The sequence below is a fragment of the Halorubrum persicum genome (genome assembly GCF_002727125.1).
GTDB lineage: Archaea > Halobacteriota > Halobacteria > Halobacteriales > Haloferacaceae > Halorubrum > Halorubrum persicum.
This window is the reverse complement of record NZ_NHOA01000004.1, coordinates 11695-33192: the sequence shown is the minus strand read 5'-3', so window position 1 is coordinate 33192 and position 21498 is coordinate 11695. Positions and strand designations below refer to the sequence as shown.

The 21498-nt window shown below is 70.1% G+C and carries 23 protein-coding genes; 12 read left to right on the top strand and 11 right to left on the bottom strand.

The window, feature by feature from the left end; genetic code table 11:
• The first annotated feature begins 3 nt into the window (after positions 1-3).
• Both metX and DJ69_RS00580 read left to right on the top strand, forming a co-directional pair.
• Entirely contained in the window at positions 4-1302 is a 1299-nt protein-coding gene (metX, locus tag DJ69_RS00585) for a homoserine O-acetyltransferase MetX (RefSeq protein ID WP_099253825.1), read from the top strand.
• A gap of 177 nt (positions 1303-1479) precedes the next feature.
• The gene (locus tag DJ69_RS00580) at positions 1480-3132 is read left to right on the top strand and encodes a long-chain fatty acid--CoA ligase (RefSeq protein WP_099253824.1); all 1653 of its coding nucleotides are present in this window, start codon (positions 1480-1482) and stop codon (positions 3130-3132) included.
• 62 nt (positions 3133-3194) lie between these two features.
• Here DJ69_RS00580 and DJ69_RS00575 read toward each other — a convergent pair whose 3' ends face one another.
• Positions 3195-3635 (bottom strand): DUF5807 family protein, encoded by a 441-nt coding sequence (locus tag DJ69_RS00575; protein ID WP_099253823.1) that lies wholly within the window; start codon positions 3633-3635, stop codon positions 3195-3197.
• A gap of 304 nt (positions 3636-3939) precedes the next feature.
• Here DJ69_RS00575 and DJ69_RS00570 point away from each other — a divergent pair, with 304 nt between their 5' ends.
• On the top strand, positions 3940-6393 hold the full coding sequence (locus DJ69_RS00570) for a DEAD/DEAH box helicase (RefSeq protein ID WP_099253822.1): 2454 nt from the start codon (positions 3940-3942) through the stop codon (positions 6391-6393).
• A gap of 25 nt (positions 6394-6418) precedes the next feature.
• Here the strand turns inward: DJ69_RS00570 and DJ69_RS00565 are convergent, their stop codons facing one another.
• Complete coding sequence (locus DJ69_RS00565; RefSeq protein ID WP_099253821.1) at positions 6419-7522, bottom strand: molybdopterin-dependent oxidoreductase; 1104 nt, start codon at positions 7520-7522, stop codon at positions 6419-6421.
• Positions 7523-7580: 58 nt separating this feature from the next.
• Positions 7581-8408: an MBL fold metallo-hydrolase gene (locus DJ69_RS00560; protein ID WP_099253820.1), complete on the bottom strand. Its 828-nt coding sequence runs from the start codon at positions 8406-8408 to the stop codon at positions 7581-7583.
• A 145-nt stretch (positions 8409-8553) separates the two neighbouring features.
• Between DJ69_RS00560 and DJ69_RS00555 the strand changes: the two genes are divergently transcribed.
• Positions 8554-9579, top strand: a complete 1026-nt coding sequence (locus DJ69_RS00555; RefSeq protein WP_099253819.1) for a succinylglutamate desuccinylase/aspartoacylase family protein — start codon at positions 8554-8556, stop codon at positions 9577-9579.
• A 31-nt stretch (positions 9580-9610) separates the two neighbouring features.
• Here the strand turns inward: DJ69_RS00555 and DJ69_RS00550 are convergent, their stop codons facing one another.
• The 3 genes from DJ69_RS00550 to DJ69_RS00540 form a co-directional block, all read right to left on the bottom strand.
• Positions 9611-10102 (bottom strand): Tfx family DNA-binding protein, encoded by a 492-nt coding sequence (locus DJ69_RS00550; protein WP_099253818.1) that lies wholly within the window; start codon positions 10100-10102, stop codon positions 9611-9613.
• A 136-nt stretch (positions 10103-10238) separates the two neighbouring features.
• Positions 10239-10724: a TRAM domain-containing protein gene (locus DJ69_RS00545; protein WP_099253817.1), complete on the bottom strand. Its 486-nt coding sequence runs from the start codon at positions 10722-10724 to the stop codon at positions 10239-10241.
• A 123-nt stretch (positions 10725-10847) separates the two neighbouring features.
• Complete coding sequence (locus DJ69_RS00540) at positions 10848-11195, bottom strand: hypothetical protein (RefSeq protein ID WP_099253816.1); 348 nt, start codon at positions 11193-11195, stop codon at positions 10848-10850.
• A gap of 96 nt (positions 11196-11291) precedes the next feature.
• On the opposite strand from DJ69_RS00540, the gene DJ69_RS00535 reads away from it, so the two are divergent.
• Both DJ69_RS00535 and DJ69_RS00530 read left to right on the top strand, forming a co-directional pair.
• Entirely contained in the window at positions 11292-11537 is a 246-nt protein-coding gene (locus tag DJ69_RS00535) for a hypothetical protein (RefSeq protein WP_099253815.1), read from the top strand.
• Positions 11534-12376 carry a BKACE family enzyme gene (locus DJ69_RS00530; protein ID WP_099253814.1) on the top strand — a complete coding sequence of 281 codons (843 nt, stop codon included), beginning with the start codon at positions 11534-11536 and terminating at the stop codon, positions 12374-12376. Before DJ69_RS00535 ends, DJ69_RS00530 begins: the two co-directional genes overlap by 4 nt.
• Before the next feature lie 4 nt (positions 12377-12380).
• On the opposite strand, the gene DJ69_RS00525 is transcribed toward DJ69_RS00530, so the two are convergent.
• Positions 12381-14246 (bottom strand): acetyl-CoA carboxylase biotin carboxylase subunit, encoded by a 1866-nt coding sequence (locus tag DJ69_RS00525; protein ID WP_099253813.1) that lies wholly within the window; start codon positions 14244-14246, stop codon positions 12381-12383.
• A gap of 140 nt (positions 14247-14386) precedes the next feature.
• On the opposite strand from DJ69_RS00525, the gene DJ69_RS00520 reads away from it, so the two are divergent.
• Positions 14387-14629 carry a hypothetical protein gene (locus DJ69_RS00520; protein WP_099253812.1) on the top strand — a complete coding sequence of 81 codons (243 nt, stop codon included), beginning with the start codon at positions 14387-14389 and terminating at the stop codon, positions 14627-14629.
• 28 nt (positions 14630-14657) lie between these two features.
• Here the strand turns inward: DJ69_RS00520 and DJ69_RS00515 are convergent, their stop codons facing one another.
• Positions 14658-14987, bottom strand: coding sequence for a hypothetical protein (locus tag DJ69_RS00515; protein ID WP_099253811.1), 330 nt, complete (start codon positions 14985-14987; stop codon positions 14658-14660).
• On the bottom strand, positions 14987-16531 hold the full coding sequence (locus tag DJ69_RS00510; RefSeq protein ID WP_099253810.1) for an acyl-CoA carboxylase subunit beta: 1545 nt from the start codon (positions 16529-16531) through the stop codon (positions 14987-14989). Before DJ69_RS00510 ends, DJ69_RS00515 begins: the two co-directional genes overlap by 1 nt.
• Before the next feature lie 318 nt (positions 16532-16849).
• Here DJ69_RS00510 and DJ69_RS00505 point away from each other — a divergent pair, with 318 nt between their 5' ends.
• The 4 genes from DJ69_RS00505 (at position 16850) to DJ69_RS00490 (ending at position 19212) form a co-directional block, all read left to right on the top strand.
• Complete coding sequence (locus DJ69_RS00505; protein WP_008847380.1) at positions 16850-17488, top strand: 50S ribosomal protein L1; 639 nt, start codon at positions 16850-16852, stop codon at positions 17486-17488.
• Positions 17485-18531, top strand: a complete 1047-nt coding sequence (locus DJ69_RS00500) for a 50S ribosomal protein L10 (RefSeq protein WP_099253809.1) — start codon at positions 17485-17487, stop codon at positions 18529-18531. The genes DJ69_RS00505 and DJ69_RS00500 overlap by 4 nt, the downstream gene beginning before the upstream one ends.
• 18 nt (positions 18532-18549) lie before the next feature.
• Positions 18550-18894: a 50S ribosomal protein P1 gene (gene rpl12p / locus DJ69_RS00495; protein WP_099253808.1), complete on the top strand. Its 345-nt coding sequence runs from the start codon at positions 18550-18552 to the stop codon at positions 18892-18894.
• A gap of 126 nt (positions 18895-19020) precedes the next feature.
• Entirely contained in the window at positions 19021-19212 is a 192-nt protein-coding gene (locus tag DJ69_RS00490) for a hypothetical protein (protein ID WP_099253807.1), read from the top strand.
• Here the strand turns inward: DJ69_RS00490 and DJ69_RS00485 are convergent.
• Positions 19193-19846 carry an SWIM zinc finger family protein gene (locus tag DJ69_RS00485; protein ID WP_144050347.1) on the bottom strand — a complete coding sequence of 218 codons (654 nt, stop codon included), beginning with the start codon at positions 19844-19846 and terminating at the stop codon, positions 19193-19195. The genes DJ69_RS00490 and DJ69_RS00485 overlap by 20 nt on opposite strands.
• Before the next feature lie 187 nt (positions 19847-20033).
• Here DJ69_RS00485 and DJ69_RS00480 point away from each other — a divergent pair, with 187 nt between their 5' ends.
• A complete protein-coding gene (locus DJ69_RS00480; RefSeq protein ID WP_099253806.1) occupies positions 20034-20249 on the top strand; it encodes a DUF7472 family protein in 216 nt (71 codons plus the stop codon).
• A 5-nt stretch (positions 20250-20254) separates the two neighbouring features.
• Here the strand turns inward: DJ69_RS00480 and DJ69_RS00475 are convergent, their stop codons facing one another.
• Positions 20255-21418, bottom strand: coding sequence for a DNA primase (locus DJ69_RS00475; protein WP_099253805.1), 1164 nt, complete (start codon positions 21416-21418; stop codon positions 20255-20257).
• Positions 21419-21498 lie beyond the last annotated feature (80 nt).

Sequence of the window (21498 nt, the reverse complement as noted above, 5' to 3'; positions counted from 1 at the left end):
ACCGTGAGTGCCGTTCCGGCGGACCACGGCATCGCCGCGCTCGGGGAGTTCACCTTCGAGTGCGGCCAGTCGGTCCCCGACCTGGAGGTCGCCTACGAGACCCACGGTGAGTTCGACGGCGACAACGTGGTGTTGGTGTGTCACGCCCTCACCGGCAGCCAGAACGTCGCTCGCTCCCCCGCGCCGGAGCGCGACGAGGAGACCCGCGGGGGCGGGCAGGCCGGACAGGCCCGCGCGTGGTGGGACGACATCGTCGGCCCGGGGAAGGCGATCGACACCACCGAGTACTACGTCGTCTGCGCGAACGTCCCCGGCTCCTGTTACGGCACCACGGGACCGGCGAGCGAGCGCCCCGCCGACCTCGACCTCCCCGACGAGCCCGACCACGACCGGTGGGGGACCGCCTACCCGCCGGTGCAGGTCGAAGACTGGACGCGCGCGCAGCGCCGCCTGCTGGACCACCTCGGGGTGGGCCGGCTCCGCGCCGTCGTCGGCGGGAGCGTCGGCGGGATGAACGCCCTGGAGTGGGCGAAGCGCTACCCGGACGACGTCGACCGCGTGGTCGCCATCGCGACCGCCGGGCGGCTCGACGCACAGTGTCTCGCGCTCGACGCGGTCGCGCGACGGGCGATCCGCGCGGATCCGAACTGGAACGGCGGGGACTACTACGGCGAGGGCCGCCCCTCGCCCGACGAGGGGCTCGCCCTGGCCCGTCAGATCGGCCACATCATGTACCTCTCGAAGGCGTCGATGGAGCGGAAGTTCGGGCGACGCTCCGCGGGCCGCGACTCGCTGACGCGCGAGGAGGGCGATCTGGGGCTCCCGCCGGAGCCCACGGCGGCCTTCTTCCCGTATCGAGAGGTGGAGTCGTACCTCGACTATCAGGCGGAGGGGTTCAGCGACCGGTTCGACGCGAACAGCTACCTCTACCTCACGCGCGCGATGGACGAGTACGACCTCGCGGCGGGCCACGGCACCGACGCCGACGCGCTCGGGGCCTTCGACGGCGAGGCGCTCCTGTTGAGCTTCACCGCCGACTGGCATTTCACCGTCGAGCAGTCGTCGTCGCTCGCCGACGCCTTCCGGGCCGGTAACGCCCCGACCGCGCACCACGTGATCGACTCCGACCACGGCCACGACGCGTTCCTCGTCGAGCCCGAACACGTCGGCCCGCCGCTCCGCGACTTCCTCGCGGAGGGGGTCGAGGGGCGGGCGATCTCCGACGGCGGCGGCGAGGGCGACGACTCCGCGCGGCCCGAACCCGACCACGCGCCGGTCCACGCGAGCCTCTTCAGGGGATAGCGGGCGACCCGGTGGCCGCGCGCCACCGCGTGGCCGACGGGCTGCGAGGTGCGGGTCCTCGACGGTCTCGCTGTCAACCACGCCGCCGAGCGACTGCCTCGTCGAATTCGTCCATCCCCAACCGTCACGATCAACCATGACAACGTTCATAGTTCTCGCCCCCGTGGTGTGTGAGGTATGCCCGGCGGACACTCCCAGAGGCTCCGACCGTTCCTGTGGCGCGCCGAACGACTATACCCGGACACCGAGATCGTCTCTCGGACCCACGAGGGGCGCACGCGACACACGTACGCCGAGTACGCCGACCGCACCGCGCAGCTCGCGAACGCGCTCGACGCGCACGGGATCGAGCGCGGCGACCGGGTCGCGACGTTCTGCTGGAACCACACTCGCCACTTCGAGACGTACTTCGGCGTCCCGAACACCGGCGCGCAGCTCCACACGATCAACCCGCTCCTGCCCGACGAACACATCCGCTACATCGTCGACGACGCCGACGACGAGATCATCTTCGTCGACCCGTCGCTGGCCCCCAAGATCGCCGGCGCCGCCGAGGGCGCCGCCGAGTTCGACGGCGTCGACTTCGTCGTGATGGGGTCGTCCGAGATCGACGCGCTCGACGCGACCCCCTACGAGGCGTTCGTCGCGGACCACTCGACCGACTACGACTGGCCCGACCTCGACGGCGACCAGCCCGCGGGCCTCTGTTACACGTCCGGCACGACGGGGAAGCCGAAGGGCGTCGAGTACACCCAGTCGATGCTGTGGAGCCACACGATGGCCTCCCAGACGCCGCAGGGGATCCCGATGGAGGACTCCGACGTTGTCATGCCGGTCGTCCCCATGTTCCACGTGAACGCGTGGGGGATGCCGTTCACCGCGACCGCCGCGGGCGCGAAACACGTGTATCCCGGTCCTTCCCCGGAACCGGCGGACCTCGCCGCCCTCATCGAGGAGGAGGGCGTGACGATCTCCGCGGGCGTGCCGACGGTGTGGCTCGGCCTCCGCGAGTACATCGAGGCCGGCAACGACGTCGACCTCTCGACGCTCGACACCGTGATCATCGGCGGCGCGGCGGCGCCGCGGGCGCTCATCGAGTGGTACGACGAGCGCGACGTCGAGGTGCTCCACGCGTGGGGGATGACGGAGCTCTCGCCGATCGGCACCGTCTCGCACCTCACCGACGACCTGCGCGACGCGGACTACGAGACGCAGGTGACCAAACGCTCGAAACAGGGGCTCGTCGTCCCCGGCCTGGAGTTCGAGGTGATCGACGAGAACGGAGAGGAGGTGCCGTGGAACGGCGAGGACTTCGGCGAGCTCCGCATCCGCGGCCCGTGGGTCACGAAGGAGTACTTCAAGCGCCCGGAGGCCAACGAGGCGGAGTTCGTCGACGGCTGGCTGAAGACCGGCGACGTGGTCACCGTCGACGAGGACGGCTACATGCAGCTCGTCGACCGCACCAAAGACGTGATCAAGTCCGGCGGCGAGTGGATCTCCAGCGTCGAGCTGGAAAACGAGATCATGGCGTACGACGGCGTCAGCGAGGCGACCGTCGTCGGCGTGCCCCACGAGCGCTGGCAGGAGCGCCCGGTCGCGTTCGTCGTCGCGGCCGAGGGCGCCGACCGCGACGAACTCGTCGACCGGATCGAGACCGGGCTCCGCGACGAGTACCCGAAGTGGTGGGTGCCGGACGCGGTGGAGTTCATCGACGAGGTGCCGAAGACCGCGACCGGGAAGTTCTCGAAGAAGGACCTCCGCGAGCAGTACGCCGACCAGTCGCTCGTGGAGGGGTCGGTGCCGGAGGACGACGCCCCGGACTCGGAGTGAATCCGGGCTGAGGCGGGCTGTTCGCCCGGTCGACTCTCACCCGGTCGACTCTCGCTCGGCCCTCAGTCGTCGCGGTCGCCGACGACCCACTTGTGCGAGTAGCTCTCGCCGCAGGTGCAGTGGGCGTAGGCGTGGACCACGTCGCCGTCGGCGTAGATCCCGCCGACCTCCTCGTTTTTCGCCTCCGCGAACGCGAAGACGAACTGGACCTCGTGCTCCTCGTCGGAGGTCTCCTCGGCGAAGGGGCACGCTCCGCCGTCCAGCGACCGCGCGATCTCACCCTCCGCGCCCATCGCGGTCTTCGCGAACTCCATCGCTCCCATGCCCGTGCCGGCCTGGAACGCGGACCGACCGGTCTCGCCGTCGAGGATCAGCCGGACCCCGGCGTCCGTCTCGGTTCCGACGTTGCGGAGCCGGGAGTCGTCGTCCAGGTACGCGTCGCTCACGTAGAAGACCACGTCGTCGAGCCGCTCGCCCGCGAGGAACTCGTCGAGGTTGCTCATGCCGGCCCGAGGCGCGTGAGCGGTAAAAGGCGTGCGAGTCGACTCCGAGGGCGATCGGACGAGCGGGGGAGACGGACGCCCGAAACGATATCAAATCGCGTAGAATCGGGGTAAGTGTTAATACGTACCACTGAGATCCGTCGCCTGATGAGTGCGCAAACGCCATCCGGTGACCGGCTCGCAGAATGGGCGGAGCTGGTCGACGAGGACGTACCGGAGGAGCTCCGAGAGGAGCGATCCGGTGACAGATAACTTTCACCCCGCTTCGCGAAGGCTTTAGGCCGGCGCCGGCCAAGAGCCGGCGATGGCGACCGAGGCCGCCGGGATCGATAGACCGCTGCTCGTCGACGACTTCCTCCAGCGGCGCCGCTACCAGCTCCAGCTGGCGGACGCCGCCGCCGACGAACACACCCTCGTCTGTCTCCCGACCGGTCTCGGCAAGACGACGGTCAGCCTGCTCGTCACGGCCGAACGCCTCCACGAAGCGGGCGGGAAGGCGCTCTTCTTGGCGCCGACCAAACCGCTCGTCCAGCAGCACGCCGACTTCTACCGCGAGGCGCTGTCGATACCCGACGACGAGATCGTCGTGTTCACCGGCGACGTGAAGCCGGACGACCGCGCCGCGCTGTGGGACGACGCCCGGATCGTGATCGCGACCCCGCAGGTCGTCGAGAACGACCTGGTCGGCAACCGGATCTCGCTGCGCGACGTGACCCACTGCACCTTCGACGAGTGTCACCGCGCGACCGGCGACTACGCGTACGTCTACATCGCGGAGCGCTATCACGCCGACGCGGCCGATCCCCTCGTCACCGGGATGTCGGCCTCGCCGGGCGGCGACACCGAGGAGATCGAGACGGTGTGTGAGAACCTCGGGCTCGTGAACGTCGAGGTGATGACCGAGGACGACGCCGACGTCGACGAGTACACCCACGACACCGACGTGCAGTGGGAGCAGGTCACGCTCCCGGACGAGGTCCTCGACATCCGGGACGCGCTCAACGAGGTGATCACCGACCGGCTCGAGAAGCTGAAACAGTTGGGCGTGACGAACACGACGAACCCCGACCTCTCGCAGAAAGACCTCAACAAGATGCGGGGGCAGCTGAAGCAGATGATGGACAACGACCAGTCGGAGGGGTACAAGGGGATGTCCACCCACGCCGAGGTGATGAAGCTCCGGCGCGCGACCGAGCTGGTCGAGACGCAGTCGGTCGAGTCCGTCCGGCGCTACTTCGAGCGCCAGCGCGAGGCCGCCCGCTCGTCGGGGGCGTCGAAGGCGAGCCAGCGCATGGTGGCGGACCCGAAGGTGCGCGAGGCGATGCGGAAGGCGGAGTCGTTCGACGGGCTCCACCCGAAGTTTTCGAAGGCCCGGATCCTCCTCGCGGAGACGCTCGGGATCAACGGGGGCGAGCGCGCCATCCTGTTCACCGAGTCCCGCGACACCGCCGAGGCGCTCGTGGAGTTCCTCTCCGCGAGCTTCGACGTGCGGAAGTTCGTCGGGCAGGGCGACAAGGACGGCTCCGACGGGATGAGCCAGAAACAGCAGCAGCAGACGCTCGACGAGTTCAAGGCGGGCGAGTTCGAGGTGCTCGTCTCCACGAGCGTCGCCGAAGAGGGGCTCGACGTGCCCGAGGTCGATCTGGTCTGCTTCTACGAGCCGGTCCCGACCGCGATCCGCTCGATCCAGCGCAAGGGGCGGACGGGCCGGCAGGCCGAGGGGAAGGTCGTCGTCCTGATGGCCGAGGACACCCGCGACGAGGCGTTCTTCTGGATCTCGCGGCGCCGCGAGAAGAAGATGGCCAGCCAGCTCACCGAGCTGAAGGAGGCCACCGACGACATCGAGGAGACCGTCGGCGACGACGGCCAGGCGGGACTCGACGCGTTCGCCGGGACCTCCGGCGGCGACGGCGACGAGGCGGCCGCGGACGGGGAAGCCGCAGCCGACGGCGACGAGGCGGCCGACGGCGAGGCGACCGACAGCGGGGACGGCGACGCCGGCCTCACCGACTTCGCGGCGGCGAGGGGGGGCGAAGACGGGGAGAGCGACGACGCCGAGGCGAGCGACAGCGACGACGACGGCGTCGTCGCCACCGCCGGCGTCGACGAGGGCGTCGAGGTCGTCGTCGACCAGCGCGAGCTCGACTCCTCGATCGCGAAGGACCTCTCGACCCGCGACGGGCTCGTCACGCGGCTGGAGACGCTCGCGGTCGGCGACTACGTCCTCTCTGACCGGGTCGCCGTCGAGCGCAAGTCGGCGGCGGACTTCGTCGACTCGATGCTCGACGCCGACCGGTCGATGTTCGAGCAGGTCGGCGAGCTCTCGCGGGCGTACGCCCGCCCCGTGATGGTCGTCGAGGGGACGAACCTCTACGGCCAGCGCAACATCGACCCCAACGCGATCCGCGGCGCGCTCGCGTCGCTCGCGGTCGACTTCGACGTGAGCGTCCTCCGCACCGAGGGCGAGTCGGACACCACGGAACTGCTCGCGACGATCGCCAAACGGGAGCAGGAGACCCGCGACCGCGAGGTGAGCGTCCACGGCGAGAAGACGACGAAGACCCGCGCGGAACAGCAGGAGTACGTCGTCTCCTCGATCGCCGACATCGGCCCCGTCACGGCGCGGACCCTCCTCGAGCACTTCGGCACCGTCGAGGCCGTGATGACCGCGCCCGAGGACGACCTGCTGGCGGTCGACGGCGTCGGCCCGGTGACCGCGGAGCGCATCCGCGAGGTCGTCGGGAGCGAGTACGCGTAGTCCGGCTCTCCTGCCGCCGCTGCCCCTAATCGAACCCGCTCACCAGCGTCACGACCCACTGCCCCAGGTCGTACTCGGACCGGACCTCCACGCGCGTCACCCACTTCACCCACTGGAAGCCGCGGCGGTCGGGCGCGACCAGCCGAGCGGGCGCACCGTGGCCGTGGCTCAGTCGCTCGCCGCCGACGTGCGTGGCGAGCAGGGCGCCCCGGGCCTCGTCGAGCGGGAGGCTCCAGCGGTACCCCGTCACGGAGGTGAATCTGACGTATGCGGGTTCGCGGTCCGCGTTCTCAGTCGCCGTTCCGCCGGCGGCCTCCAGCAGGTCGCCGACGCGGATCCCGCCCCACTCCTGGACCGTGTACCAGCCGCTGGTGCAGTCGAGCAGGAGCTCGGCCTCGTGGTCGGCGGCGAGGTCGGCGGCGGTCAGATCCACGGGGGCGCTCACGAGCCCGTCCACCCGGAGCCGGTAGTCGTCGCGGTCGATCGGGTCCGGGTCGTCGGCGACCCACGAGGTGATCGGGAACGCGCCGTTTCCGGCGCCCGCCCGCGGCTGTGAGCCGGTGAACCGCCGATCCGACCCGGCGGTGTCGAGCGCGTCGTTGATCCCCTGTTGGAGCCGGTACATCGCGGCGCCCGCGGCCAGCAGGACGGTGTACCGGACCGCGGTCCGGCGGCGCTCGAAGTCGACCCGCCGCGGGAGCCGGAACCGGGTCGCCGCGTGCGCACCCACCAGCGGGACGAGCGCGAGGCCGAAGCCGACGTGGACGGAGAGGAGCGTCCAGTAGGAGAGCCGCACGTCGAGCCCGAACACCCACGCGATGCCGGTCGCCAGCGCGCCGAGCGCGGCGACGAGCGTCAGGACCGACAGCGCCGTCGACCGCCGCCAGAGGCCGGGGTCGGTGAGCCGCTGCCGAACGCGCGCGAGCTTCCACGCGAGCAGCGCGACGATCCCGACCCCGAGGGCGCGGTGGAGCCAGAACAGCGGCCACCCCTCGGGGACGCCCACGGTGAACGAGACCAGACCGGTGATCGCCTCGGCGACGACGAACGCGAACAGCGACCAGTCGACCGCGCGCGGCGGCGGCTCCAGCCGGTCGACGGCCCCGCGGAGTCGGGCTCTCGCTCCCATCTCGACCGTGGTACGTGCTAGCGAGACAAAAGCGTCGTCACGGGCCGCTCGCTCCGCGCTACAGCTCGTACACTTCCCCGTCGACCGCGAGCGGCTCCGCGAACGCCTCGTCCGGCGGGTAGTAGTGCGCGAGGTGGACGAGCCGGGTGCGGTCGGCGTTCAGCTCGTCGGCGAGCGCCAGCGCGCCCTCCCGGGTCATGTGCTTCGTACCGAACGTGCGCGGCACGCCGTCGGCGTCCTCGTGACGCCCGCCGATCGGGTGGTGCTCGCAGAGCGACGCGGGGACGATGGCGTCGGCGAGGAGGAGGTCGGCGTCGGACAGCGCCTCTCTGGACCGCTCCGGGACGTCGTAGCTGGTGTCGCCCGTGAGCGCGAGCGTCCCGCCCGTCTCGGGGTCCTCGATGACGACGCCGTAACACAGAAGCGGCGGGTGGTCGACGGGGACGAACCGGACCTCGAACCCGCACGTCTCGAAGGGTTCGAACGGGTCGCGGGCGTGGACGCCGATCCGGTCCTCGAGGTAGTCGTACTTCGCGCGGATCGTCTCCGCGACGCTCTCGTCGGTGGCGGGATCGGTCTCGCTCGGCGCGTGGACCGGCAGCCCGTCGACCAACCGATAGACGTTGCCGAGCCCGTCGAGGTGGTCGAAGTGGATGTGCGTCACGAGCCCGGCGTCGGGCAGCGCGACATCGCGGTCCAGGAACTGGCTCCTGAAGTCGGGGCTGAAGTCGACGAGCAGTGACTCCCCGGTGCGCTCGTTCGCGACGTGGACCGAGAACCGCGAGCGCGACACCCCGCGCTCGCGCGCCGCGGCGCAGGTGTCGCAGTCGCAGCCGACCGTCGGCGTCCCGGTCGTATCGCCGGTGCCGAGGAGGGTGACCCGCATCTCGGATCGGGATCGGCGGCCCACCGACTTAGCGTCCGTGGTCGACGCATCGAGTCGCCCTCACTCGCGGGTGCGGACACGAGCCGGGGTCTCCGCGGTCGACTCCGCCGCCGGCTTATAAGCCCCTCAGGACCGACGCTCCGGTATGCACGACGCTCGCGACCTCGTCCTCGCGCGGCTGCCCTCGGGAGTCCCGGTCCGCACGACGGTCCACGCCTACGGCGAAGGGCGCCTCGTCGACGGCCCGGACGGTCCCGAACTCGACGTTCCCGCCGACGGCGGCCCGGTCGTCTACGCGCAGGCGGCCCAGCACGGTCGGGAGGTGAACGGAACCGCGGTCCTCCGCCGGCTCCACGAGCGACTGACGGGACGCGACGGGGACGCGCCCGACGCGGCGCCCGCGGGCACCCTCGTGGCGGTTCCCGTCGCCGACCCGCTCACGTTCGACCGGGTCTCGTACACCACTCCGGAGCCGCTCGACGCGGTCCACTCGAACATGAATCGGTGTTGGCCCGGCGACGCCGACGGGACCCTCCACGAGCGGATGGCGGCGCGGCTGTGGCGGTTCGCGAGCGCGGCGGACGCGATCGTCGACCTCCACACCGGGTCGCCCGCGATGCTCACCCACGCGGTGTACATGCGCGACGACGCAGCCTGTCGGGAGCTCGCGGAGGCGTTCGGCACCGACATCCTGCTCGCGGAGGCCGCCGGCGACGAGGCGGACGCGGAGTGGTCGGAGCGCGGCTTCGCGGGCAAGCTTCGCGTCGCCGCCACCCGTGAAGGCATTCCGACGGTCACCCCCGAACTCGCGCACAGCCGCGAGATCGTCCCCGAGGCGGTCGACGCCGGCGTGGAGGGAGTGATCGGCGTGCTCCGACACGAGGGGATCCTGCCCGGCGACCCGGCGCCGTGGGACGGCACGGTCGCGCGGAACCACCTCGGGCGCGTCGAGGCCGCCGACTCCGGGCTGTTCACCCCGGAGCGCGGCCTCTCGGTCGGCGACGAGATCGAGGCGGGCGACCGGCTCGGCGTCGTCCACGACCCCGCGACGTTCGAGCCGCTCCAAACAGCCGCGGCCGACCGCGACGGGATCGTCTACTCGATCGCCCGCGAGGCGACCGTGACCGCGGGCGCGACGCTCGTGGGCGTGGCCGAGCGGCTGGCGGAGTGAGTGACCGCGGGGAGCCGGTTCCGGCGTCGACCTAGGGTTTCCGCACGCGGATCGTCCCCGCGGTGTCGACGGTGACGAACAGCCGGTCGCGCACCTCGCGCCCGCGGACCGCGCCGCCCGCCCCCTCGCCGATCGTCTTCATCAGGTCCGGCGCGGTCTGGTTCACCTTCACGCCCGCCTCGTCGCAGGCGTCGTACACGCGCTTCGGCGCGTCGTAGAGGTCGGTCCCCGGCTCGATCTCGACGCGGACGGGGGCGGAGAGCGCCTCCGCGAACGCGATCGTCTCGCGAGCGCTCGCCACGTTGTCGCGAGCGCTGGCCTCGACGCTGGAGACGTTGGCGCGCGACGTGCCGAGCCGATCCGCGATGTCGGACTGACGGAGCCCCCGCTCGCGGAGGGCCAGCACCTCGGCCTGTCGGCGAGTGAGGACGCTCTCGTCCGCGTCGAACCCCGCGCGCTCCAACAGCGCCGCGGCGTCGATCTCGTCGGGGTCGGGATCGGGGTCCCCGTCGTCTGCGACCATACCGGCGTCAGGGGACGCGCGCTCAAAAAACGGCGGTTTCGGCGACGGCGCGGCACGAGAGGGGAACGAACCAAGCAGGGCGGCGGATCGGTAACGTCCGGACTGTCCGTGGGGTGGGGCCGTCCCCGGAACGCGCCTACTTGCCCCAGAAGTTCTCCCGGCTGCCGAGTCGCTCGCGGTCGGGGCGGTCGCGGCGCCGGTCGCCATCCCCTCCGTCGCCTTCGTCGGCGTCGTCGCCTTCGATGTCGTCGCCGTCCTCTTCGCCCGCCTCGTCCTCCTCCGGATCCTCGGGGAGGCGCTCGACCACGTCCTGCGCGGTCGCGTGGCTCGACTTCACCCGGTGGATTCGAACCTCGGCGCGGGCCGGGGGGAGCAGGCCGTCGACGAGCACGATGAACCCGTCGTCGGTGCGCCCCACGCCGGCGCCGCTCTCGTGGATGTCGTCGACCTCGACGACGACCTCCTCGCCGGGCTGGACCGGCTGCTGTTTCAGTTCGTAGATGGGCATGTCGTAGTGGTTACACCACTCCGCGCCGCCCTTGTTGCCGTAGTGTTGACACCCCATCCCCTCGATTCGTTCGTCGAAACTGGGGCAGTCGTCGGCGAGTGGACAGTCCGCCATACCGTAGGGCAGACCGGCCGCCATTGAAACGTTTTCGACTGAGCGGTCGAAAACCCGGCGTGTCGGGGTCTCATCCGGGTGAACAGTGGATGAATCGGTCAGGACACCGGTTCCGCCGCCGCTTCACAGGAACTCCCGGACCTCCGAATACCACATGTCGTGGTGGTCGACCGCGCCGACCGCGTCCGCCACGTCGACCGCGATCGCGTGCCAGCAGCGCTCGGAGGGGTTCTCCGCGTCGAGGTTGTAGGTCGCGTCCGCGCAGTTACACTCGCCCTCCTCGACGACGTACTCGTCGTCGTGGCCGACGACGACGGTGAAATCTCGATAGCGTTTCACCCGCCCCTCACCGACCGCCTCGATGGCGCGCTTCCCGCGGTCCCCGTGCTCGTCGACGATGGCCGCGGCGATCGGGCCGGTCAGCTCCCCGGCCTCCGCGATCGCCGAGCGCCAGTCGTCGACGGGCTCCATGCCGCCCCTTTTCGGGCGTTCGGTTAAACGTCGTCGGTCAGAACGGGGACCGGTTTCGACGCGTGGTTTCAAGCCGCTCGCCCGCCTCCGTCCGCTATGGCTGTGCAGTGTCCACACTTAACGTACCGCGAGGCGGGCGACGGGGCCTCCTTCGACGGGGAGGAGTTCGCCGAACCCCGGGCGTTCTGTACTGTGACGGAGTCGTTCGTCCAGCCCATGCGCGCGGACATCTGTAACGCGCGGTACGGCCTCGATCCGGAGACTGACTGCGAGTTCTACGTCGAGCCGGAGCCGGACTCGGCGGCGGCGTCGGACGCGGAGGGGGACGACGCCGAGCGATGACCTACGACGACTACCTCGAGGGGAAGCCGGTGATCATCACCGCGGCGCTCACCGGCGGCGTCCACGGGAAGGAGGCTCACCCCGGTCTCCCGGAGACCCCGGCGGAGATCGCGGCGGCCGCGACCGCCTGCGAGGAGGCGGGCGCGAGCGTGCTCCACCTCCACGCCCGCCGCGACAACGGCGAGCGCGCCTTCTCGACCGAGCGCTTTCAGGCGGTCGCCGACGCGGTCCGTGACGCGACCGACGACGCCGTCCTTCAGCACTCAACCGGTGGGACCGGCGCGCCCGACGCCCTCCGCCACGAACCGCTGCGAACCGACCCGGCCCCCGAGATGGCGTCGCTGGACATGGGGCCGCTCAACCGCTACGAGCGGCTCACCTCCGAGAACACCCGCGGGCTGGTTGACTCGCTGCACGCCGAGATGCGGGACCGCGGGATCAAACCCGAACTGGAGGTGTTCAACGACGGCCACCTCAACGAGTCGCTGGCGGTCCTCGACGAGCTCGACGACCCGCCGTACCTCAACTTCCTCTTCGGCGGCGGCACCACGTCGCCGCCGCACCCGCGGAACCTGATCAACCGCGTCGAGGCGCTCCCCGACGGCGTCGAGTTCACCGTGATCGGGTTCGGCCCCCACCAGCTCCCGTTGACGACGCAGTCGCTCCTCCTCGGCGGTCACGTCCGCGTCGGGCTGGAGGACAACCGGTACTACGAGCGGGGCGAACTGGCGACCAACGAGCAGCTCGTGGCGCGGGCGGCACGGATTTCGACAGCGGTGGGGCGACCCGTGGCCACGCCCGCGGAGACGCGCGAGCTGTTGGGGCTTCGCGGTCGGTAGCCCGCTACTCCAGCACGATCAGCACGTCGCCCATGTCGACGCTGTCGCCCTCGCCGACGTGGACGCTCACGACGGTGCCGCCGCGCTCGGCGACCACGTCGTTCTCCATCTTCATCGCTTCGAGCACGCAGACCACGTCGCCGGCGGCGACCTCGTCGCCCTCGTCGATGTCGACCGAGAGGATCGTCCCCTGCATCTCCGCCTCGATCGCCTCGCCGCCCTCGGCCACGTCGACGCCGCCGTCGTCACCGCCGTCGTCGCTCGTCGCCTGCGGCGGGCGCTGACCGCCGCTGCCGCCGCCCGCCCCGCCCTCCGGAACCGGGATCGCGGGCGCGCCGCGCTCCTCCAGTTCGACCTCGAAGCGCTTCCCGTTCACCTCGACGGTGAACTCGCGCTCGGACACCTCCTCGTCGCCCTCGTCGCCCGCGGACGACTCGGTTCCCCACTTCTCCTGGGCCTCGGCGACCTGCTCCTCGTCGAGCTCCTCGTCGAGGTACTTCGTCGTGTGGGTGCCGTCGACGAACCGCTCGTCGTCGAGCATGAGCCGGTGGAACGGGACGACGGTGACGACGCCATCCAGATCGTACTCCGCGAGCGCGCGCTTCGACCGTGCGAGACACTCCTCGCGGTCCGGGGCCCACACGATCAGCTTCGCGATCATCGAGTCGTAGTCGGTCACCAGCTCGTCGTCCTGCCGGAGCGCGTCGTCGACGCGGACGCCGATCCCGCCCGGCGGATCGTACGTGTCGAGCCGCCCCTCGTTGGCCGGCTGGAACCCCTTCGCAGCGTTCTCGGCGTTGATCCGGAACTCGATCGCGTGGCCCTCCAGCTCGACCTCGTCCTGCGAGACGGAGAGCCCCTCGCCCGAGGCGACCCGGAGCTGCTCTTTCACGATGTCGATCCCCGTCAGCTCCTCCGTGACGGTGTGTTCGACCTGAATCCGCGTGTTGACCTCGAGGAAGTAGAAGGGCGTGTCCGGGCCGAGCGGCTCCGACGGGTCGCGGTCCACGTCCTCCTCGACGAGGAACTCGACGGTGCCGGCGTTGGTGTAGTCGGCGGCCGCGACGCCGCGCCGGGCGGCCTCGCCGATCTTCTCGCGAAGTTCGTCGGACAGCGCGGGGGAGGGCCCCTCCTCGATCACCTTCTGGTGCCGACGCTGGAGCGAGCAGTCGCGCTCGCCGAGGTGGACGACCTCGGTCTCCCCGTCGCCGTCGCCCGCGTCGGCGACGATCTGCACCTCGACGTGGCGGGGAGTCTGGAGGTAGCGTTCGAGGTAGACGGAGTCGTTCGAGAAGTACGCCTCACCCTCGCGCTTGGCGGATTCGAGCGCCTCCTCGGCCTCTTCGGCGCTCTCGACGACCTTCATCCCGCGGCCGCCGCCCCCCCCTTCGGCCTTGATCGCGACGGGGTACCCGTGCTCGTCGCCGAACTCGGTCACCGCCTCGACCTCCGTGACCGGCTCCGTCGTCCCGGGGACGATCGGCACGTCGGCGTCGTCCATCACGCGGCGGGCGTGGGTCTTCTCCCCGAGCCGCTCCATCGCGTCGCTGGCGGGGCCGATCCAGGTGATCCCGTCCGCGGCCTCGACGCGGGCCGCGAAGTCGGCGTTCTCGGCGAGGAAGCCGTAGCCGGGGTGGATCGCGTCGGCGTCGGCCGCCCGCGCGGCCTCGACGACCGCCTCGCCGTCGAGGTACGAATCGGCGGCGCGGGCGGGCCCCACGTTGTACGCTTCGTCGGCGTACCGGACGTGGCCGCCGTGTTTGTCCGCGTCGCTGTACACGGCGACGGTGTCGACACCCAGCTCCGCACAGGCGCGCATCACCCGAACCGCGATCTCCCCGCGGTTCGCGACCAGAACCTTATCGAACATTCCTGCACGTCATTTCCACCATAACCCACCTCATTCTATCGGTCGGCGACGACGACCGATGACGACGATCGTCGTACCATGTCGGCGCTCGTTGCGACTCCCCGAGACGATTAAGAGCCTGCCGACCACCATACTCGGACATGCTCTCGCCCGGAAACCCCTACGTGTTGCCGTCGGTGTTGGTCGCGGCGGGCGCGTACCTCGCCGTGACGCTTCTGACCGATGTCTCGCTGCTTGTTCGGATCGGCCTCCTCGCGTTCCTCGCGGGCGTCGTACCGATCGTGCTCAACCGACTCCTCGGCGGCGGCTCGGCGGATGAGTGGCGCGACGACCCGCTCGAGAACGCGGGCGACGGCGACGGCGACGAATCGCGCGAGGCCTGAGCCGCCGGGAGCGTCTGCGCGACCCGACTCAGAACCGGTCGGCGCGACCGGCCGCGGTCCACGGATCGGTCGGCGCGTCGACGGGCACCCGGACGGACCGACTCTGCAGCCGATCGACGCGACCGGCGAACGACCAGCGCTCGCCCTCCCAGTCGGGCTCGTCGTTCGCCGCGGCGGCCGCGGCCGCCGCGCGCTCGCCGTCTCGGAGGTGGGCCGCGACCGCGGCGGCGATGGCGGCGGCCTCCGCGTCGCCGGCGTCGTCCGGGATCGACAGGCTGTCGAGGACGGCGCCGGGATCGCCGGGCGTCGCGGAATCGCCGGACGCCGGGTCGTCCGCGTCTGATGCGTCGGCCGCCATCAGATCGGGATGTTGCCGTGTTTCTTCTCGGGCGCCTCGGAGCGCTTCCCCTTCAGCATCTGGAGGTCGTCGATCAGCCGCGCACGCGTCTCCGCGGGCTCGATCACGTCGTCGACGAAGCCGCGGTCGGCGGCGGTGTACGGGTTCGCGAACTCCTCGCGGTACTCGTCGATGAGCTCCTGTCTGCGCGCGTCGGGGTCGTCGGCCTCGGCCAGCTCCTCGCGGTAGAGGACGTTGACGGCGCCTTTCGGCCCCATCACGGCGATCTCCGCGGTCGGCCACGCGTAGTTCACGTCGCCGCCGATGTGCTTCGACGACATCACGCAGTAGGCCCCGCCGTACGCCTTGCGGGTGATGACGGTGAGGAGGGGGACCGTCGCCTCAGAGAAGGCGTACAGCAGCTTCGCGCCGTGACGGATGATCCCGTTGTGCTCCTGATCGGTGCCGGGCATGAACCCGGGCACGTCCTCGAAGGTGACGATGGGGATGTTGAACGCGTCACAGAACCGGACGAAGCGCGCCCCCTTCTGGCTCGACTCGATGTCGAGCGTGCCGGCGTTCACGCGGGGGTTGTTGGCGACGACCCCGACCGAGTGACCGTCGAGCCGGGCGAAGCCGACGACGACGTTCTTCGCGAAGTTCTCCTGCACCTCGAAGAAGGACCCCTCGTCGACGACGCTGCCGATCACGTCTTTCATGTCGTACGGCTTCCGCGGGGCGTCCGGAACGATGTCGCCCAGCGACTCGTCGGCGCGCTCGGGGTCGTCCCACGGCTCGACGCGGGGCGGGTCCTCCACGTTGTTGGCGGGGAGGTAGGAGAGCAGCCGCGCGATGTTGTCCAACGCCTCCTCCTCGCTCTCCTCGGCGAAGTGCGCGACGCCGGACGTCGACGTGTGGGTGACCGCGCCGCCGAGCTCCTCGAAGCTCACCTCCTCGCCCGTGACGGTCTCGATGACGTCCGGGCCGGTGATGAACATGTGCGAGGTGTCCTTGACCATGAACGTGAAGTCCGTGATCGCCGGGGAGTACACCGCCCCGCCGGCGCACGGCCCCATGATCGCCGAGATCTGCGGGATCACGCCGGACGCCTCCGTGTTGCGCCGGAAGATCTCCGCGAAGCCGCCGAGCGCCCCGACGCCCTCCTGAATCCGGGCGCCCGCGGAGTCGTTGAGGCCGACGACGGGCGCGCCCACGTCCATCGCCTTATCCATCACCTTACACACCTTCTCGGCGAACACCTCGCCGAGCGAGCCGCCGAAGACGGTGAAGTCGTGGGCGAACACGAACGTCTTCCGCCCGTTCACCTCCCCGTACCCCGTGACGACGCCGTCGCCCGGGATCTGCTGTTCCTCCATGCCGAACTTGTGGTTCCGGTGGGTGCGGAACCGGTCGAACTCGTGGAACGTCCCGTCGTCGAGGAAGTAGTCGATGCGCTCGCGCGCGGTCATCTTCCCCTTCTCGTGTTGGGATTCGATCCGGTCCTCGCCGCCGCCGAGCGCCGCCCGCTCGCGACGCTCGCGGAGGTCCTCGATACGGTCGTCCATCGTCACGCCGGACCACCCTGAGTCATTACCTCGTGGGTCGACGAGCGGCATCAAAAGGGTTCCCCTATACGACGTTTTCGCCTTCGACGGGCGTCGAAGCGGTGCTCGACTTCCAAAGCGTTCGGCGTCGAAGGCGATCGACGTCGCGGGCGCTCGACGACGCCAGCCGCGAGAACGGCCCGCACGACCCCTGTCTCCGGTTCACACCCGGAGGGGCGGTTCGACGCTTTTAAACCTCCGATGAACCACTTTCCGGTGAGACAGGCTTCGCCTGTTTCACTGACCCGTAGGAGCGACCTGCGTACTACGGAGGTGAAAATGGCAGACACAATACAAGAGGCCGTAACCCTCGCACTCGACGATGCGCCCGAGCGGAACTTCCGCGAGACCGTGGACATCGCGATCAACCTGCGAGATCTCGACCTCAACGATCCGTCGAACCGCATCGACGAGTCCGTCGTGCTGCCGGCTGGAACGGGGCAGGAGACACAGATCGTCGTCTTCGCGGAGGGCGAAACCGCCGTCCGCGCTCAGGAAGTTGCTGATCAAGTGCTTGACAGCGACGACCTTGAGGACCTCGGAGACGACGACGACCGCGCAAAGGATCTGGCCGGCGAGACCGACTTCTTCGTCGCAGAGGCCAACCTGATGCAGGACATCGGTCGGTACCTCGGTACCGTCCTCGGTCCGCGCGGGAAGATGCCTACCCCACTGCAGCCGGACGACGACATCGTCGACACAGTCAACCGGATGAAAAACACCGTGCAGCTCCGGTCGCGTGACCGGCGCACGTTCCACACCCGTGTCGGTGCCGAAGATATGGGCCCCGACGCGATTTCGGACAACATCGACGTCATCATCCGGCGGCTCGAAGCGAGCCTCGAGAAGGGCCCGCTCAACATCGACGGGATCTACGTGAAGACCACGATGGGTCCCGCGAAGGAGGTGCCCGTATGAGCTCGGTCCGCAAGACCGAGACGATCCCGCAGTGGAAACAGGAGGAGGTCGACGAGCTCGTCGAGTTCATCGACTCGTTCAACTCCGTCGGGATCGTCGGCGTCGCCGGCATCCCGAGCCGACAGCTCCAGGCCATGCGCCGCGAACTGCACGGCTCCGCGGACGTCCGGATGAGCCGCAACACGCTCACCGTCCGCGCCCTCGAAGAGGTGAACGACGGCGTCGAAGAGCTGACCCAGTACGTCTCGGGTCAGGTCGCGCTCATCGGTACGAACGACAACCCGTTCGGCCTCTTCAAGCAGCTGGAAGCCTCGAAGACCCCCGCCCCGATCAACGCGGGCGAGGTCGCCCCCAACGACGTCGTCATCCCCGAGGGTGACACGGGCGTCGACCCGGGGCCGTTCGTCGGCGAACTGCAGACGATCGGCGCCGCTGCGCGTATCCAGGACGGCTCGATCATGGTCACCGAGGACTCGAAGGTCCTCGAGGAGGGCGAGGTCGTCGACGACGACCTCGCGAACGTCCTGACCGAGCTCGGCATCGAGCCGAAGGAAGTCGGGCTCGACCTCAAGGGCGTCTACTCCGACGGCGTCCTGTTCGAGCCGGACGAGCTCGAAATCGACGTCGACGAGTACGAAGCGGACATCCGCTCGGCGGCCGCCGCCGCGCGGAACCTCTCGATCAACGCCGCGTACCCGACGGCCGCCACGGCCGGCAGCCTTCTCGCGAAGGCGTCCGGCGAGGCGAAGTCCGTCGGGCTGTTCGCGGAGATCGAGAGCCCGGACGTCGTGCCCGACCTCATCGGGAAGGCCGACGCCCAGCTCCGCTCGCTCGCGGCCCAGATCGACGACGAGGAGGCGCTCCCCGAGGAGCTGCAGGGCGTCGAAGCCGCCCCGGCTCCCGAGACGGACGACGCCGACGAGGAGGAACAGGCGGAGGAAGAAGACGACACGGACGACGCTGAGGCCGACGAGGCCGCCGACGATGCCGACGACGACGACGGCGACGACGGCGGCGAGGGTCTCGGCGCAATGTTCGGATAACACTACGAGGACACACCAATGGAATACGTTTACGCTGCGCTCATCCTGAACGAGACTGGCGAAGAGATCAACGAGGACAACATCACCGGCGTGCTGGAAGCCGCCGGCGTCGACGTCGAGGAATCCCGCGTCAAGGCGCTCGTCGCCGCGCTGGAGGACGTCGACATCGAGGAGGCCATCGAGACGGCCGCCGCGGCCCCCGCCGCCGGCGCCGCCGCGGGCGGCTCCGCGGACGCCGCTGAGGCCGACGAGGCCGACGACGAGGCCGAGGAGGACGAGGCCGACGCCGCTGAGGAAGCGGCCGACGACGAGGACGAGGACGAGGACGACGGCGGCGAGGGCCTCGGCGAGCTCTTCGGCTAACGCCGGACGACCACCGAGACCACGGCCGCGTCGACCGACTCTCAACTATCCGATTTTATCGACCCGCTATCCGGAGTGATAACGCCGTCCGCGAGTTTATATACTGATCTCGGAAACGGGGAGGTAATGAAGATCGTCGACGGCGACAAGGCAGAGTGCGATCGGTGCGAGTCGGTGTTCCCGATCGGAGACGTCTCGCTGCTCGAGAAGGAGACGAACCGCGACTACGAGCGGGTGCTGTGCGATGAGTGCGTGGGCGTCGTCGGCGTCCCGAAGGGGTACACGCTCCGCCGGGACATCAGTCACCTCGCCCGGTGAGCCGCGAGGCGGGGAACCCGTACCGGTCCCCGTCTCCGACGCTCTGATCGGAGCGGATCGCCTCCACGTACACCGCCTCGACGACGGGTTCGTGGGCGCCGTAGTCGGCGTTCGTGGGGTACTCGGCGACCGTCCGCCCCTCGTCGGTCCGGTAGGCGTCGGCCCGTTCGGTCGTGACCGCGGCGACGACGAGCCGCTTCCCCGTCTCGCGGTCGCGGACGACCGTGCCCGGATCGAACGCGTGTCGGTCACAGAGCCGTGCGCCGACGGCGTCGAAGGGGACGACCGTCTCCGCGCCACAGACCGCGCAGGCGCCGACCCGCTCGTCCGGCGCGGGGACCGTCCCCGCAGTCACTTCCATCGCGACGCGGCGGAGGTGTTTACAGCGCGAGCCGCGGATCGCGTGGTCAGGGCAGGTACAGGTGCCCGCGTCGAGCGCGACCACGTAGGTGCCGCCGTCGGTCTCGACGACGTAGCGCCGGTCGCGGAGCGGGCGGACCGTCATCTCCTCGGCGGCGGCCCGGGAGGATCGGTCGTCGCTCTCGCCGGCGGCCGTTGACGGCACCGCGGACGGCTCTCGCGACGGGGTCGGGTCGGAGGCTGCTGACGCGGATGTGTTTCGGATGTGCGTCATGGGTGACTGCGAGGGTGGTCCCTCGCTTCCTGTCGAGATAGGAGGCGGAAACGGATAAGATCGCCGCCGATGCGGGTCGAACAGCCGATATTCTCCGTTTCGGGGGCGTTCTCGCTCGACCCGATCGAGTCGACGGGTCGACGCCCTCATCGAAGTCCTTTTTTAGCGGCGACGGAAACTCGCAGGCATGGAAATCGACGCGGAGCTTCGTCGGCAGATCGCGGTCTCGCTGTCGGCGGCCGCGGTCTTCGTCGCCGGACTGGTGGGGATCGGGTTCACGTTCGGTGGTCCCGAGGGGTTGCCGGAGACCGGTGCGATCGCCCTCGTCGCGCTGCTCGCCGCGTTCGTACTGCTAATGGCGCTCGTCGGCGCGTACCTCATCCGCGCGGGCGACGACGCGTAGACCGGCTACTCGCTCTCGGCTTCTGCTGCGTTCGCGTTCTCCTCTCTCCAGTCGGTGATGTCGTCCGCCTCGGCCACGCGCTGCTCGTAGTACGCGAGCGGGTCGGCGGCGACCTGCATATGATCCGCCTCGTTGTGGCAGATCCCGTAGTTCGCCAGCGTCTCGCAGGTCGGCGGCGGGTACTGGGTCCCCCGATCGTCGCTCAGGTACTCGGTCTGATACCGGATCCCCTCCGCGTCGAGGCTCGTGTCGCCGCAGAACGCGACCACTTCGTCCGGCGTCATCCCGATTCCGACGAGGAACGCCATCAGTGCGAACGACTCCGGCGGAGACAGCGCCGTGCCCCGCTCGGCCTTCTCGATCAGGTTCCGCATGCACGGAGGGAACAGGTCGGGCGCGACCACGTCCACCGGACCGGCGTAGGTGCGCTCCGAGAGCAGCCGTTTGAGGTCCGCGACGCCGGATTCGAGCTCGGCGGCGATCCCCTCGCCGGCGGCGAGTTCGAACGGGAGCCCCTCTCGGACTCGGTCTTCGACCGCGGCTTCGAGCGCGTCCAGCAGCTCCTCGCGAGCGACGCGCACCTCGCCGCCGGCGAGCGCGCGGTTGACGAGCCGCCACGACGTGCCCCACGACGGCGACGTGAGCCGGAGGTACGGCCCCACGGCGATCCAGTAGTGCTCCGGGTCGCGGCCGGAACCGCCACCCGTCGCGGTCGCGCCGCCGCCTCCGGCGTCCAGTTTGGGTGACTCCGGTTGCACCGCGTCCGCGAGGTCGAACTCGGCGAGCACGTCGTCCAGCCCGATTGTCGGGGTCGACATCGACCGCAGCTCGTCGTCGGTCGCGAGGTCCTCGCGGATCCGGGAAATCGCGGTCGCGGCCTCGGCGGCGGCGTACTTCTCGATGGCGGGGTCGGAGTCGAGCAGGGAGACGAGGATCCGGGCGATCGGGTACGAGAGCAGCTCGGCCTGCGCGTCGTACTCGGACTCCGCGGGGAAGGCGCCGCTCTCGGAGGCGACGGTTCCGTCCATCAGTGCGCGCTCGACGCGCTCGCGGGCGCGCTCGACGGCCGGCGCGTCGGCCGCGACGAGCTCCGGCAGCGACACCGCGGCGTCGGCGACCGCCTCGCGGGCGGTCGCGAAGAACGGGTACTTGGCGTCGAGCGCGTCCATGTCCGGGCCGAGGTAGCAACGGGCGGCGAATAAGCGGTGCGGTCCGCGTCGGCGCGGGCGACCCTCCGGAGCCGGCGGGC